The sequence below is a fragment of the Kitasatospora sp. NPDC053057 genome (genome assembly GCF_044546945.1).
Lineage (GTDB): Bacteria > Actinomycetota > Actinomycetes > Streptomycetales > Streptomycetaceae > Kitasatospora.
In genome coordinates, this window is the sequence record NZ_JBITZP010000060.1 from 1 (window position 1) to 13625 (window position 13625).

The window sequence follows — 13625 nt, forward strand, 5'->3', positions numbered from 1 at the left end:
TTCCGAACCCGGAAGCTAAGCCTCACAGCGCCGATGGTACTGCAGGGGGGACCCTGTGGGAGAGTAGGACGCCGCCGAACAATCATTCAGAAAAGGCCTCACCCGGTTTCCGGGTGGGGCCTTTTCGCGTTTTCTCGCGTTTGCGTTTTCTCGCTTCGCGTTTTCTCGCGCCGATGAGCAGCGCGAGGCCCCCGACCCGTGACCCAGGTCACAGCAGATGCAGAACCTGCGCGCCGATTCCGGCGTCTGGCTGGTGTGAGATCACGCAGGAGAGCACTGGACGAGTTGGACGAGGAGCGCCTCCTCCGGCTGGTGGCCAGAGGTGACCGCGGGGCGTTCGACGAGTTGTACCGCCGCACGTCGCCGTGGCTGGCGGTGCGGTTGCGCCGCCGCTGTGCCGACGAGCAGATCGTCGCCGAGGTCATGCAGGAGACCTATTTGGCGGTGTGGCGCGCGGCCGGTGCGTTTGCCGGGAGCGCGGTCGGCGGGACGGCCGTCGGATGGCTGTGGACGATCGCGGCGCGCCGCCTGGTCGACGCGTTCCGGCGTCGGGCCCACCACGCCGAGCCGCCGGTCGCCGCCGCCGAGCGGGCCGTCGTGCCCGCGGCGGAGGATGAGGCGCTCGCCGGGACGGTCGGCGGCGAGGTCGGCGACGCGCTGCGGCGACTGGCGCCGGAGCTTCGAGACGTACTGCAGGCCATGGTGCTTGACGGGCTTTCCGTCCGGGAGACGGCCGTTCTGCTCAGACTGCCCGAAGGCACGGTCAAGACCCGTGCCCGGCGGGCCCGGATCGCGATGCGGGAGGCGCTGGCATGACCGGGGAACACGCGTCGAGGCGGTTGATCGACGACTACGCGCGCGGTGACGTGACGATGGCCGCGGACACGGTGTGGGCGCTGGAAGCCCATCTTGAGACGTGTGCACCGTGCCGGAGCCGACTGGCGGCTTCCGTGGCCACCGAGGCGCCCGATGTCGCCGCTCTCCTCGACACGGTCCGGGCCGGCCTGGAGCCGCAGTTGGACACGGCGGTCAGGGCGGCCTCGCGGTGGTACCGCCCAAGGGGGTGGTCGACCTGGCTGACGCCGGCCATGGGCCCGTGGCTGGCCATGACCGTCGCCGTCACCCTGCTGGCGCTGCTGCTGGGCGCGGTCGCACCGACGGCGGTCCTCGGCAACGCCTCGCCCGTGGTGCTGGTCGCGCCCGTGCTGCCGCTGTTCGGTGTCGCGGCGGCGTGGTCGCGCGGCCTGGACCCGGCGTACGAACTGACGGCCTCGACCGCCCGGGCCGGCCTGCCGGTGCTCCTGCGGCGCACCGCAGCGGTGCTCGCCGTGGTCCTGCCCGGGCTCCTGCTGGCGGGTTGGCTGACCGGGAGCATGATGGCCGCGCAGTGGCTGCTGCCCTCGCTGGCCTTCACCGCCACCGCCCTGGCGCTGGGCAGCGTGGTCGGCGTGACCCGCGCCGCCGTCGGGCTGGTGATCGCCTGGGGCGTGGCCGTCGTGGTGCCCGCGGAGGTCACCGGACGCGTCCCCCTCGCCCTGCAGTTCCTCCTGCAGCCGGACCGGCTGCCCGGGTGGGGGCTGCTGCTCGTGCTCGGAGCCGCCGCCGTGTTCGCCCGCAGGAATGCGTACTCGATGCCGTGAAACCAGTCGTGAAACCAGCCGTGAAACGAGCTGTGAAACCAGCTGTGAAACCGCCTGTGAAAGACCATCGACCCCTCGAAAGGAACCACCGCATGGCGCCCACGACGAGCGCGGCCGACACCGCGCCGAAGACCTACGCCTGGGAGATCCGGGCCAGCGGCCTGAGAGTACGGGTCGGACGGAAGAAACTGGCCGTCGACGGGCTCGACCTTTCCCTCGGCATCGGCACCCACGGCCTCCTGGGGCCCAACGGAGCGGGCAAGACCACCCTGATCCGGGCGCTGGCGACGGTGCTGCGTCCGGCCGGGGGCGAACTGGAGCTGCTCGGCACCGCCGTGGGTGGGCTGGGCGGCGACCACCGGGCGCTGCGCCGCCGGATCGGCTACCTGCCGCAGGACTTCGGCTACTACAAGCGCTTCACGGTGCGTGAGTTCGTCGAGTACATGGCCTGGCTGAAGGAGGTGCCGAAGGCGGCCGTGCCCGGGGCCGTCCAGCGGGCCGTGGAACGGGTGGGCCTGGCGGACCGCGCCGACCACCGGATGAAGACCCTGTCCGGCGGCATGGTGCGACGGGCCGGCATCGCCCAGGCGATCGTCAACGACCCCGCGGTGCTGCTGCTGGACGAGCCGACGGCGGGCCTGGACCCGGCGCAGCGGCTGCGGTTCCGCGAGCTGCTGCAGGAACTGGGCCGCGACACCTGCGTGGTGGTCTCCACCCATCTGGTCGAGGACGTCGCGGCGGCCTGCTCCGACGTGGTGCTCTTCGCCGACGGGCGGCTGGTCTTCCAGGGCACTCCGGACGACCTGGCCGCGGCGGGTGGCCCCGAGCACCCGGGCGACAGCCCGCTGGAGCGTGGCTACTCGGCTCTGCTGCGCGACTCCGGCCGGCCGGGAGGCAACTGGTGAACGGGCGTGTGCTGCGCATCGAGCTGAGGCGGTCCGTCGCGCCGTGGGCGGGCGTGCTCGTCCTGGCCGGCAGCCTGGCGGTCCTCTGCCTGATCGACGGGATCTGGTGGAAGGGCACGGCGGGCTGGACGGCCCAGTGGACTTCGATGGCCATGTGGACCCGGTACCTGCTGGCCGTCTGGTGGCCGCTCGTGGTCGGCATGGCGGCGGTGTACGGGCTGCGCGACCCCCGCTCGCGGACGGCCGAGCTGCTGGTGACCACACCGCTGCCGGCCTGGCGCCGCGCGGCGGTGCCGGCCGGTGCGCTGGCGCTCGCGCTGGCGGCGGGCTTCGGCCTGCTGGTCGCGGTGGGAGGGGTCCAGGTGGCCCTCGGCCGGACCACCTACACGCCCCTCGGCTGGCTGCCGATCTCGCTGGTGGCGGTGCTGGCCCTGGTCGCCGGGGCCGTGTTCGGCATGGGCGTCGCGCGGACCCTGCCCTCGGTGCTCACCCCGCCGGCCCTGGTGATGCTCTTCCTCCTGCTGACGGACCTCCTCGGGCAGCAGAACAGTGACGGGGCGCTGCCGTCGAGCGTCGCGCCGAACCGGCTCGCCCTGCTGTCCCCGGCGACACCGGAGCCGCGGGAGTGGCTGCTGACCCTTTCCGGCTCCGTGCACCTCGGCCAGACGCTCTGGCTGCTCGGCATGACGGCCACCGGCTTCGCCCTGCTGTCGGCGGTGACTCGCCGGGGCCGGTTGCTCGCGGTGATCCCAGTCCTGTCCGGCGCGGCCCTGGCCCTGCTGGTCCTCCCGTCCGCCCCGCGCGACACCTACGTCGTCGACCGGGCCGCCGCGGCCCTGGTCTGCGACGGACCGGTGTGCGTGACGCGGGCGAACCGCGCACGCCTGCCCGAGCTCGCCCTGCGCGGCAAGGAGGCGTTGCGGGTGCTGCACGACGTCCTGGGCGACAAGGCACCGAACGCGGTGCGGGAGGACACCACGCTGCGCGCGCTCGGCGACGAACGCGATCTCTCCGGGGACGTGGTGCTGGTCGACTTCAACGAACGGATGCTCATCGACGCGACGGGGGAGGCACTGACCCGCGCGCTGATCGCCCAGGGGCTGGCACCGAACTGCTATGGGAACAGCGACCGGGAGGGTGGGGGGAGCGGCGACGTCGCCGCCCAGAGCATCGCCGCGAGCTGGGCCCTCCATGACTCCGCGCTCCGGCCGATGGAGGAGAGGGGCAGCGACTCGTACTCGCTCAAGATCTGGGCGGACGCCGACGCCGCCTGGGAGAAGCTGATGACGCTGACACCGGCCGAGCAGCACTCGCGGATCGCCGGGCTGCGCGCCGCCGCCCTGTCCTGCGAGGGGCACTACCCGCTTCGGGCGCTGGCGGGGGAGGAGTCGCGATGAGGTGGCTGGTTCTCTACGCCCGTTCACGGCAGGTGCCCGCGTCGGCCGCCGCGGTCGTGCTCGTCACACTGACGGTGTGGGCCCTCAACCGCCCGGGCCCGGTGGACTTGGGGATGGCGGTGCTGGTGCTCACCGCGAACGTGGCGGCCGGCTCGGTCGGGCTCGGCGGACGGGACGTCACGTTGGAGCGGACGGCCGCGATCCGCTGGGTGCCCCGCCGGGCGGCGCACGTGCTGCTGATCGGCGCCTTCGCCGGTGCGGCGCTGCTGACCGTCCGGGCGGCGGGTGCGGAGCTCGCCCCCGCCGAGGTCGTCCTCCGGGACAGCGCGGGCCTGGTCGGGCTGGCCGCGCTCGGCGCGGCACTGTGCGGGGCGCAGTTCGCCTGGACCCTGCCGACCGGCTGGATCGCCGTCACGCTCCTCATCCCGATACCGCGCGGTACGGCGGGAGAGGTGCTGAGCTGGATGCTCTTTCCGGCCGGCACGGCGGTGTCCGACGCGATGGCGTGGGGCCTGTTGGCGATCGGCACCGGGGTGTACGCCACGGCGGGACCGAGAAGGTAGCGAGCACCGGACGGCCGGGTCGGTTCGCCGGTCCCGCTGGTGCCTGCGCACGAGGTCGGGTTCCTTCCTCCTTGTGGCGATTCGGTGCGTATAGGGCCCCGGCGGCGCCTTTGGCGCGGGAACAGCGCAAAGCTACTTCTGTACTGAGCGGGCGTCAGCAGTGCGTCGGGGCAGACATCGGCGTCTGCGGGGGCAGTCCGCTTGCCCCGGGAGGGCCCGTCGGACTTCCCCGGAAGGGCAGCTGGGCGGTGCGGGTGCGGTTCGGGCGGGTTGTAGGTTGGTGCGCGAACCGGTCATGGTGTCCAGCGGGTGTTGACATGGTCACGGGGCGTGAGAGGAGATACGGAAGGGGGAGATCGCGGAGACGAGCGGGTCGGGTCCGACGGAAGGGGCCCGTTGACATCGTCGGGGCGGCCGGTGCACCTTTCCGGTCCGGTTGCCGGGGGAGGGGAGGAACGCCTTGTGCACCGGTTCAGTTTCCCTGCCTGATGTCGCTCAATGCCCCGCTGACGTTGAGGAGTTCGTGGCAGGTGGCCGCCTGCTTGCCCGAGGCCGGAGTGCCCGGTGACTCGCAGGTCACGGTCGCCGTCACTGCCTGGTCCTCGGGGACCTGGATGGGAGTCACCCAGTGGTAGTCCTGGTTGCGGAAGGTCTCCAAGGCGATGGTGGTGATCGTCTGCTTGCCGGCCGTGATGGTCAACAGCCCCTGGTCGCCCTGGAAGTTGGCGACCACGATGTCCGTGATGTCGAACACCTTGCCGTGCGGGACCTGGTAACTGCCGGTGGACGAGGCGCTGTTCGCGGTCTGCACGTCGACGGTGGCGGAGCTCTGCCGTCCGGTTCCGGGCTCCGCCAGGCCCGGACCGGTGGCGCGCCCGCCGGAGCTCGGCTGGCCGGCACCCGGCTTGCCCTGGCCGCCGGGGTTGCCGCCGGGGTTGCCGCCGGGAGCCGTGGATGCGCCGCCGGGTGCGGCGGCGCTCGGAGCCGGGGTGGCGCTCTGTTGGGCGACGGCCTGCTCGGCGGCCTGCTTCGCGGAGCTGCGCACCGCCGGGCGGACCAGGGCGAACCAGGCCAGCAGCAGCGCGAGCAGCGCCGCGAGGAGGGCGAGCAGCCACTTGGGGAAGATCGGCAGTTGGATGAACTCGCCGTCGAGCACCGGCCGTTGAACGACCGCGAGGGCTTCGGCCGGGGCGGGCCCGCCCTTGCCATCGGAACCCTTGCTCTCCGTGCTCCCGGCGGCCGCAGTCTCGCCGTTGGTGTCCTTGGCGGTGGCCGCCTGCTCCGGGCCCACCGTGACCTCGAACGGCCAGGAGGCCGGTTTGCCGAACCAGATCAGCTTGCGGGCACGCGCCTGCAGCCGCAGCTCGCCGGACTCGCCGGGTTCGAGGCGCAGCCGTTCCGGGGTCACCCGGAACCGCAGCTCCTCGCCGGCCTGCCCGGGCGTGAGGACCACGGTGCCGGGGGCGTTGCCGAGATTGCGCACCGACGCCCGGTAGCGGCCGCGCAGCCAGCCGCGGCGGCGCCGGGGCGCGAGGGCGGCCTGCAGCTCGTGGAACGGCGTCACGGTGACGGTGGTCTCCGGAACCGTCACCAGCTCGGGGTGCTCGGTCGGCAGGACCCGGATGCCGAGCGGGAACTCACCGGCCCGGGCGGCGGGCGAACGGGGTGGAGCGAGGCGTACCGTCACCGTCTCGGACGTCCCCGGGTAGAGCGAGACCCGGGCCGGCTCGACCGTCGTCCACGCGGCGCAGTCGCCGACCACCTCCAGCGTGTACGCCTCCACGATGTCGAGGTCGTTGCGCACCGTCAGCGTCGTGGTGGCCACGCCACCGGGCGCCACCGTCAGCGCGGGCAGGCCGAGTTCGGCGGATGTGGTCATGGCGTGACGGTAGGACCGGCGGACCGTCCGCGGAGAGGGCCGTACGGGCAAGCCGTGGGCACACCCCTTGCCCGTGCGGACCGACCGACCCTGCCCGGCACTGCCGCAGGTCCCCTGGAGAATGGAGAGCTCGATGACGTCGACCGAAACACCCCGTGGCGAAGCTGTCACCACCCACCGGAGCCCGATGGCGCAACGTTCCGGCAGCACCCGGCCGGCCGCCCCGCGCGTCCCGGTCCAGGCGCGCAGGCCGGGCCAGATACCCGTGGCGGTGTACGCCGAGGACCTCATCCTGCAGACCGGCGTGGTCCAACAGCTGCGCCAGCGGCCCGAGGTGGAACTGCTGAGCGAGAGCGAGGCGGGCCGGGCGGAGGTCTCCCTGCTGGTAGTCGACGCCCTGACCGAGGCGGTGGCCGAGCACCTGCGCAAGTTGCGGCTCGCCACCTCGGGCCGGATCGGCCTGGTGGTGGGGCAGTTCGAGGCCGGCGGGCTGCAGACGATCGTCGAGTGCGGGGTCGCCGCCGTGCTGCGCCGCTCGGAGGCCGACCAGGACCGGCTGGTGCACCTCATCACCGCCCTGGCCAACGGCGAGGGCGTGATGCCGGGGGACCTGCTCGGTGAACTGCTCGACCGGATCGGGATGCTCCAGCGGACCATGCTCGACGGGCGGGGCCTGACCCTGTCGACCCTGACGGCCCGGGAGGCGGAGATGCTCCGGCTCGTCGCCGAGGGCTTCGACACGAGTGAGATCGCCGCCAAGACCTCGTACTCCGAGCGCACCGTCAAGAACGTGCTGCACGAGATCATCACGCGGCTGGGGCTGCGCAACCGGGCGCACGCGGTGGGGTACGCCATGCGGCGCGGGCTGATCTGAGACGGACGGCCGGCCGCAGGGCCCGCGCAGGAACGTGGCGGCCTGCCCTTTGGGGCACCGGTCGTTACCCCCGGCTCGGGTGCCTGGGCCCTGTTCCCGGGCACCCGAGCCGGTGAGACTGCCGGGAGACCGCCCCTGCCACCCTGTGAGGTCGCGCGTGACCGCCGCCACCGGCACTCCCCGCTCCATCCGGCGGCCGGCCCGGGCCGCCGTCGCGGTGCTGCTCGCGCTGGCAGCGGCCGTGCTGACCCTGGGCTCCGCCCCCGGCGGCCAGGGCGGCCCGGCCGCCGCCGCCGAGGACCCGGCCGGCGGGCGGATCGTCTACGCCGGCACGAACCACCGCGGCCTCGGCCGGGTGACCGGCGCGGACACCAGTGCCCCGCTGTTCGGGCCCGGCCCGGTCCACTTCGACCAGGACCCCTCGGCCCGCGGCGACGAACTGGTCTTCACCAGCCTGCGGGACGGCCCGCTGCCCCAGGTGTACCTGCGCGACGCCGCCGGTTCGCTGCGCCGCCTCACCACCGGCATGGACACCGCCCACCCCGCGCTCGCCCCGGACGGCAAGGGCGTCGTCTTCGAGGCCCTGGAACCCAGGAAGGACGGCACCTCCCAGCACGTCCTGTGGGCGGTCGACCGGGACGGCACCGGACTGCGCCGACTCACCGACGGCACCGCCGACGAGACCCACCCGACCGTCTCGCCCGACGGCCGGTGGGTCGCCTACGCCTGCACCGGCGAGCCGGGGCACATCCAGATCTACCTGCGGCCGTTCACCGGCGGCGCGCCCGTCAAGGTCACCAACGTGACCAACGGGGACGCCGTCGACCCGACCTGGAACCCGCAGAACGACGACGCGCACCGCAACCAGATCGTCTACACCTGGGACCAGGGCGACAAGGGCCGCACCCTGATGCTCACCTCGCCGACCGGCGGCGACAAGGCGTTCTTCCCCGGCACCGGCTCCACCTGGAAGACCGGCTCCGCCTCTTGGATGGCCGACGGCAGCGGAGTGCTCTTCCTCAGCGCCGACCGGCTCACCCCCAAGGCGCAACTCCAGCAGGCCGACCCGCCGCAGCCACCGGTGGTGAACCTCTACCGTGCGCCGACCTGCGACTGCACCGACCCCCAACTCCTCTACAGCAGCAACCGGTTGATCGCCACACCGACCTGGCTCGGCCCCCAGAACGGGGGCGGGCCGGTGGTGGAGCAGACCAGCGCCTCCGCCGCCAACGTCGCCGACCTCCAGGACATCCGCCCCGACGGCGCCGACCCGCGCGACCTCGGCGTCGCCGTGCTCACGGAGGACCCGGCCGCCGACACCAACACCAACCCCGACCCGGCCGCCGACCCGCTCTTCCACCCCCGCCCCGGTTACGACCCCTGGTACGAGCGGCAGGCTTACACCCCCGACGGCCGACAGATCGTGGTCACCCGCTACGAGGACTCGCCCACCGGCCGGATCCAACGGATCTGGCTGGCCGACGCCGACGGCTCCAACCCGCACCCGATGAACCTCGCCGGGCGCGGCCCGACCGACCGGGACACCGACCCCTCGCTCTCCCCGGACGGCAAGCTGATCGTGTTCAGCCGCAGCACCCCGGGCAGCGGGCAGGAACCAGCCCGCCCGGGCCGGATCGTGATCGCCCAGGTGTCCACGGGCGCGATCGTCGGCACCGTCCAGCCCCCGGCCGACCAGCCCGGGGCCGCGGACGGCGAGCCCTTCTGGTCCCCCGACGGCAAGCTCATCGCCTTCGCCCGGACCGCCGTGATCAACGGCAACCCCGGCAACAAGCACATCTGGACCGTGCCCGCCGACGACCTCACCCGGCAGAACGACCTGAGCCGCACGGCCTGTCCGGGCAGTTGCAACGTCATCGACGACAGCCCCGCCTTCGCGCCCGACGGCCGTCGGATCGCCTTCAACCGCAAAGCCGGTGACGGCGGGAACAACCGGCAGGACGGCGTCGTGGTCACCACCCCGACCGGCCAGGACTGCACGGTGGTCCTGCCCGCCGGGCTCGGCGCCGGCGCCTGCACCCGGCCCCTGCCCGACCGCTCCACCGGCCCCTTCCAACCCCGCGACGTCGCCTGGACGGCCAACGGCGGGCAGCTGGTGCTCACCTCCCGGCGCGCCGCGCCGCCGAACGCACCCGAGGGGCTCAAGATCTACGACTTCGCCACCGCCAAGCTCACCGCGCTCGACTGGCGGCTGCCGGGACGCCAGAAGGAGCCGGCCGTCCAGCAGTCCGTCCACCTGACGCTGAGCGCACCGCCCCGGACCCCGGCCGTCCCCGTCGACGGCGGCACCGACGTGACGATCATCGTCACCAACAAGGGCCCCGCGCCCTCGCCCGGCACCGTCCTCACGGCCTCGGTGCCGACCGGCGCCCGGCTCGGCGAGCTGACCAGCCCGGTCGGGCAGTGCGACGCGGCGGCGCTGCGCTGCGAGCTCGGCACCCTGGCGCCGGGGGCGCAGGTCCGGGTGACCGGCCGCCTGATCGGCACCCGGGCCGGCGACCAGCCGTTCGGCTGGAGCGTCACCGGGACGGTCGTCGACCCGAACCCGGAGAACGGCTCGGCCGAGACGATCCTGCCGGTGCTGGACGCGCCCACGCCCACTCCTACGCCGACGCCGACGCCTTCGCCGACCGCCTCGCCGAGTCCTAGCCCGAGCCCGACGCCCACCCCGACCACCTCGCCCACTCCCGTGCCGCCGCCCCCGGCACCCGCCCCCGCACCGCCGCCGCAGGCCGGCCCCGGCGTGGCGGTCGACGCCCAGCCGAACCCCGGCTACGTGGGCGGCCACGTGACCGTCAGCTACACCGTGCGCAACACCGGCCAGGCCCTGGCGACCGGGCTGCGCCTGACCCTCGGCCTGCCCGCCGGAGTGCCCACCGAGGCGCTGCCACCGGGCTGCCGGGACGGGAGCTGCCAACTCGCCGACCTGGCCCCCGGCGGCAGCCAGGTAGTCCGGGTGGTGCTGTCACCCGTCGCGGCCCTGGACACCACCATCACCGCGGAGCTGACCACCACCGGCACCGACGCCACCCCGGGCCCGCACCGGGCGAGCACCCCGCTGCGCATCCTGCAGCCCCGCATCGTCGCCGTGCCGCCGATCGGCAAGCCCGGCTTCGTGACCTCCGTCCGCGGCACGGACTTCCCGCCCGGCGCGCCCGTCCGCTTCACCTGGCAGCCCGGCATCACCGCCGCCGCGGCCCCCACCTACCCGAGGGCCGACGGGACCTTCGCGGGCCAGCTGCTGATCCTCCCCAAGGACGAGACCGGCCCGCGGACCATCACGGCCGACGGCCCGGGATTCTCGCCGGTCACCACCCCGTTCCTGGTGGTGGAGGGCAGCATCGGCCCGCCGGGGGAGGTGGAGCGGCGGTGATCCATGAGGTGGACGAGGCGCTGCGGCTGGTGCTCGCCGAGGCCGGGCTGCCGGAACGCGGGGTCGAGGTGGTGTTCGACGCGCCGACCCGGGATCTCGCGGCCCGGCGTACCGCGCCGACGGTCAGCGTGTTCCTCTACGGGATCCGCGAGGAGACGACCCGTCGGCAGGCCGGGGCCGTCGCCGAGCACGACGAGGACGGCGTGGTGGTCGGTCACCGGCCCGCGCCCCGCTGGTTCGAGCTGGGCTACCTGGTGACCGTCTGGACCAACCGCCCCCAGGACGAACACCGCCTGCTGGCCGAGGTGTTGCAGTGCCTGACCGCCGTGGACGCACTGCCCGCCCGGGTGCTCACCGGGTCGCTCGCCCGGCTCGGGCTGACCGTCGGGCTGGACATCGCCGGGCGCGACACCGGCCTGCCGTCGGTGTCCGATGTCTGGTCCGCGCTGGGCGGGGAGCTGCGGCCGTCGATCGACCTCAGGGTGCTCGCCCCGCTGGCCGGCGGGCTCAGCCCGGCCGGGCCGCCGGTCACCGAGGGGCTGGTGGTGCAGGCCCGGGACACCACCCGGGAGAGCGAGTCCGGAGGCCGCCAGCTGCGCTACCACGGCGCCGGGGACCCCGGGCCGGACGGCTTCGCCGCGCCCAGGGAGCGCGCACTGCCGCCGGGCCGCAGGACCCGGGGCGGGGCGCGATGAGCCTCGACCTCGGACAGGCGGTCAACGGCGCGCCGGCCGTCCGCGACCACCTGTGGGAACGGCTGCACCGGGTCGAGCAGCGGGTCCGGGCGGCGGTGCGCGAGCGCCGGGCCGACGACCCGGACCCGGACGACCCGTACCGGGGCCAGTACCTCGGCCCGGAGGCGGTGGAGCGGATCCTGGCGTCCTCCGCCGCGACGGGCTTCGCAGGCGCGGTGGACGGCGCGATGGACGGTGCGATGGACGACGCGGCGGACGGCGCGGCGGAGGGGTCGGCGTCCGCCCCGCCGCCCGGCTCCCGGCTGGCCGGGCTCGGCGCCGGCTTCGGCCTGCTCCCGGTGGACCTCGACCTGCTGCTGGTGGCCCTCGCCCCCGACCTCGACACCCGCTTCGAGCAGCTCTACGGCTACCTCAACGACGACCTGACCCGCCGCCGGGCCACCGTCGCGCTGGCCCTCGAACTGTGCGGACTGCCGGGGGCGGGCGCCGGGCGCTTCAGGTTCTCCGCCCGCGCCCCCCTGATCGCCGGAGGCCTGCTGGAGATCGCCGAGCCGGAGCGCCCGCTGCTCTCCCGCACCCTGCGCGTGCCGGACCGGGTGACGGCCCATCTGCTCGGCGACGACGAGCCGGACGACGCGCTCGCCGGGCTGGCCCGCCGCGCCGATCCGCACACCGGAGCCGACGCGCAACCCGTCGACCGGCTGAGCGCAGCCGTGGCCGCTGCCGCGGCGGCCGGCGGGCCGGTGTACCTGCTGGACCGGGGCGGGCAGGCCGGTCCGCTCGCGGTGGCCGCCCTCGCGGCCGACGGCCGGCCGCCCCTGGTCGTCGACGCCGCCGCGCTGGCCGCCGCCCACCCGTCGACGGCCACCGTGCGGGTGCTCGCCCGTGAGGCCCGGCTGGGCGGGGGCGGGGTGGTGCTCGGACCGCTGGACCGGCTCGAACTCGAACGGCCCGAGCGGGCGGCCCTGTTGCGCGAACTGTGCGCGCAGCTGGGGCCCGTCCCGCTGGTGGTGCACGGCCCGCAGGTGTGGGACCCGGCCTGGGCCCGGGAGAGCCCCGTGGTGGTGACCGTCCCCCCGCCGGACGCGCGCGACCGGGCCGGGCAGTGGGCCCGCGCGCTGGCCGCGGGCGGGGCGCCGCCGAGCCAGGAGCTGACGGAGGAACTGGCCGGGGCGGTGGCCGCGTACCGGCTGGACCGGGAGAAACTGGAGCGGGCCGCCGCGGTGGCGGCCCGGACGGCGGCCGCCGAGCGCCGCCCGGTGCGCGCCGAGGACCTGCGGGCCGCCGTACGGGCGCAGAACGCCGCAGGCCTGGCCCGGCTCGCCCGCCGGATCGAGCCCGCCGTCGGCTGGGCCGACCTGGTGCTGCCCGCCCCCACCGCCGGGCGGCTGCGCGAGCTCGTGCTGCGGGCCCGGCACCGCGACCGGGTGCTCGGGCAGTGGCGGATGCGGCCGGGCGGCGGGCGGGGCAACGGGGTGATCGCCCTGTTCGCGGGGGAGTCCGGTACCGGCAAGACGATGTCCGCCGAGGTGGTCGCCGCCGAGCTCGGCATGGAGCTGTACGTCGTCGACCTCTCCACCGTGGTGGACAAGTACATCGGCGAGACCGAGAAGAACCTGGACCGCGTCTTCACCGAGGCCGCCCAGGTCAACGCGGTTCTCCTGTTCGACGAGGCGGACGCGCTGTTCGGGAAGCGCTCGCAGGTCAAGGACGCCCACGACCGCCACGCCAACGTGGAGACGGCCTACCTGCTCCAGCGGATGGAGTCCTTCGACGGGATCGCGGTGCTGACCACCAACCTGCGCGCCAACCTCGACGAGGCCTTCACCCGGCGCCTGGACGTCATCGCCGAGTTCCCGCTGCCCGACCAGGCGCAGCGGCGGCTGCTGTGGGACCGCTGCCTGGGGCCGCGGCTGCCCCGCGCCGACGACCTCGACCTGGACTTCTGCGCCCGGCACTTCGAGCTCACCGGCGGCTCCATCCGGGCCTGCGCGGTCTCCGCGGCCTACCTGGCCGCCGGCACGGGTGCCCCGCTGGGCATGGCGCAGCTGGTCGCCGCGGTGGTCGGGGAGTACCGCAAGCTCGGGCGGCTGGTGCTGGAGAGCGAGTTCGGGCCGTGGCTGGGCGTCCTCGGGGACACCGGGCTCGGCTGACGGCGAGCCGGGTGCGCGCGGCGACGCCCGGGGCGGTCGGGCCCTCCGGGGCGTCTGTGAGGACCCGTCGGGCTGCCCGCCGGGGGCAACCGGTGCTGCCCCCGGTCGGGGACCTCGGGGCATGGTCC

At 74.6% G+C, this 13625-nt stretch carries 10 protein-coding genes and 1 rRNA gene; 10 read left to right on the forward strand and 1 reads right to left on the reverse strand.

What is annotated here, in order from left to right:
* The 6 genes from rrf to ACIG5E_RS36055 all read left to right on the forward strand — a co-directional run.
* A 5S ribosomal RNA gene (gene rrf, locus ACIG5E_RS36030) occupies positions 1–80 on the forward strand; the annotation flags it as partial.
* A 232-nt stretch (positions 81–312) separates the two neighbouring features.
* On the forward strand, positions 313–816 hold the full coding sequence (locus ACIG5E_RS36035) for an RNA polymerase sigma factor (RefSeq protein ID WP_396540987.1): 504 nt from the start codon (positions 313–315) through the stop codon (positions 814–816).
* A complete protein-coding gene (locus tag ACIG5E_RS36040; protein WP_396540937.1) occupies positions 813–1640 on the forward strand; it encodes a zf-HC2 domain-containing protein in 828 nt (275 codons plus the stop codon). The genes ACIG5E_RS36035 and ACIG5E_RS36040 overlap by 4 nt, the downstream gene beginning before the upstream one ends.
* Before the next feature lie 92 nt (positions 1641–1732).
* On the forward strand, positions 1733–2545 hold the full coding sequence (locus ACIG5E_RS36045) for an ABC transporter ATP-binding protein (RefSeq protein WP_396540939.1): 813 nt from the start codon (positions 1733–1735) through the stop codon (positions 2543–2545).
* Positions 2542–3942, forward strand: coding sequence for a hypothetical protein (locus ACIG5E_RS36050; RefSeq protein ID WP_396540941.1), 1401 nt, complete (start codon positions 2542–2544; stop codon positions 3940–3942). The genes ACIG5E_RS36045 and ACIG5E_RS36050 overlap by 4 nt, the downstream gene beginning before the upstream one ends.
* The gene (locus ACIG5E_RS36055; RefSeq protein ID WP_396540943.1) at positions 3939–4505 is read left to right on the forward strand and encodes a hypothetical protein; all 567 of its coding nucleotides are present in this window, start codon (positions 3939–3941) and stop codon (positions 4503–4505) included. The genes ACIG5E_RS36050 and ACIG5E_RS36055 overlap by 4 nt, the downstream gene beginning before the upstream one ends.
* Positions 4506–4977: 472 nt before the next feature.
* Here ACIG5E_RS36055 and ACIG5E_RS36060 read toward each other — a convergent pair whose 3' ends face one another.
* On the reverse strand, positions 4978–6384 hold the full coding sequence (locus ACIG5E_RS36060) for a hydrolytic protein (protein ID WP_396540945.1): 1407 nt from the start codon (positions 6382–6384) through the stop codon (positions 4978–4980).
* A gap of 133 nt (positions 6385–6517) precedes the next feature.
* Here ACIG5E_RS36060 and ACIG5E_RS36065 point away from each other — a divergent pair, with 133 nt between their 5' ends.
* The 4 genes from ACIG5E_RS36065 to ACIG5E_RS36080 all read left to right on the forward strand — a co-directional run bounded on the left by ACIG5E_RS36065 (position 6518) and on the right by ACIG5E_RS36080 (position 13497).
* A complete protein-coding gene (locus ACIG5E_RS36065) occupies positions 6518–7258 on the forward strand; it encodes a LuxR C-terminal-related transcriptional regulator (RefSeq protein WP_396540947.1) in 741 nt (246 codons plus the stop codon).
* Positions 7259–7415: 157 nt separating this feature from the next.
* Positions 7416–10649 (forward strand): hypothetical protein, encoded by a 3234-nt coding sequence (locus ACIG5E_RS36070; protein ID WP_396540949.1) that lies wholly within the window; start codon positions 7416–7418, stop codon positions 10647–10649.
* Positions 10646–11344 carry a DUF4255 domain-containing protein gene (locus ACIG5E_RS36075; protein ID WP_396540951.1) on the forward strand — a complete coding sequence of 233 codons (699 nt, stop codon included), beginning with the start codon at positions 10646–10648 and terminating at the stop codon, positions 11342–11344. The genes ACIG5E_RS36070 and ACIG5E_RS36075 overlap by 4 nt, the downstream gene beginning before the upstream one ends.
* Positions 11341–13497, forward strand: coding sequence for an ATP-binding protein (locus ACIG5E_RS36080; RefSeq protein ID WP_396540953.1), 2157 nt, complete (start codon positions 11341–11343; stop codon positions 13495–13497). The genes ACIG5E_RS36075 and ACIG5E_RS36080 overlap by 4 nt, the downstream gene beginning before the upstream one ends.
* The last annotated feature ends 128 nt before the right edge of the window (positions 13498–13625 follow it).

What these genes read in the sequence shown, in the direction of transcription:
- ACIG5E_RS36055 (WP_396540943.1), top strand. Translation starts at nt 3,939, where the DNA reads ATGAGGTGGCTGGTTCTCTACGCCCGTTCACGGCAGGTGCCCGCGTCG.
- ACIG5E_RS36045 (WP_396540939.1), top strand. Translation starts at nt 1,733, where the DNA reads ATGGCGCCCACGACGAGCGCGGCCGACACCGCGCCGAAGACCTACGCC.
- ACIG5E_RS36080 (WP_396540953.1), top strand. Translation starts at nt 11,341, where the DNA reads ATGAGCCTCGACCTCGGACAGGCGGTCAACGGCGCGCCGGCCGTCCGC.
- ACIG5E_RS36065 (WP_396540947.1), top strand. Translation starts at nt 6,518, where the DNA reads ATGACGTCGACCGAAACACCCCGTGGCGAAGCTGTCACCACCCACCGG.
- ACIG5E_RS36060 (WP_396540945.1), bottom strand. Translation starts at nt 6,384, where the DNA reads ATGACCACATCCGCCGAACTCGGCCTGCCCGCGCTGACGGTGGCGCCC.
- ACIG5E_RS36040 (WP_396540937.1), top strand. Translation starts at nt 813, where the DNA reads ATGACCGGGGAACACGCGTCGAGGCGGTTGATCGACGACTACGCGCGC.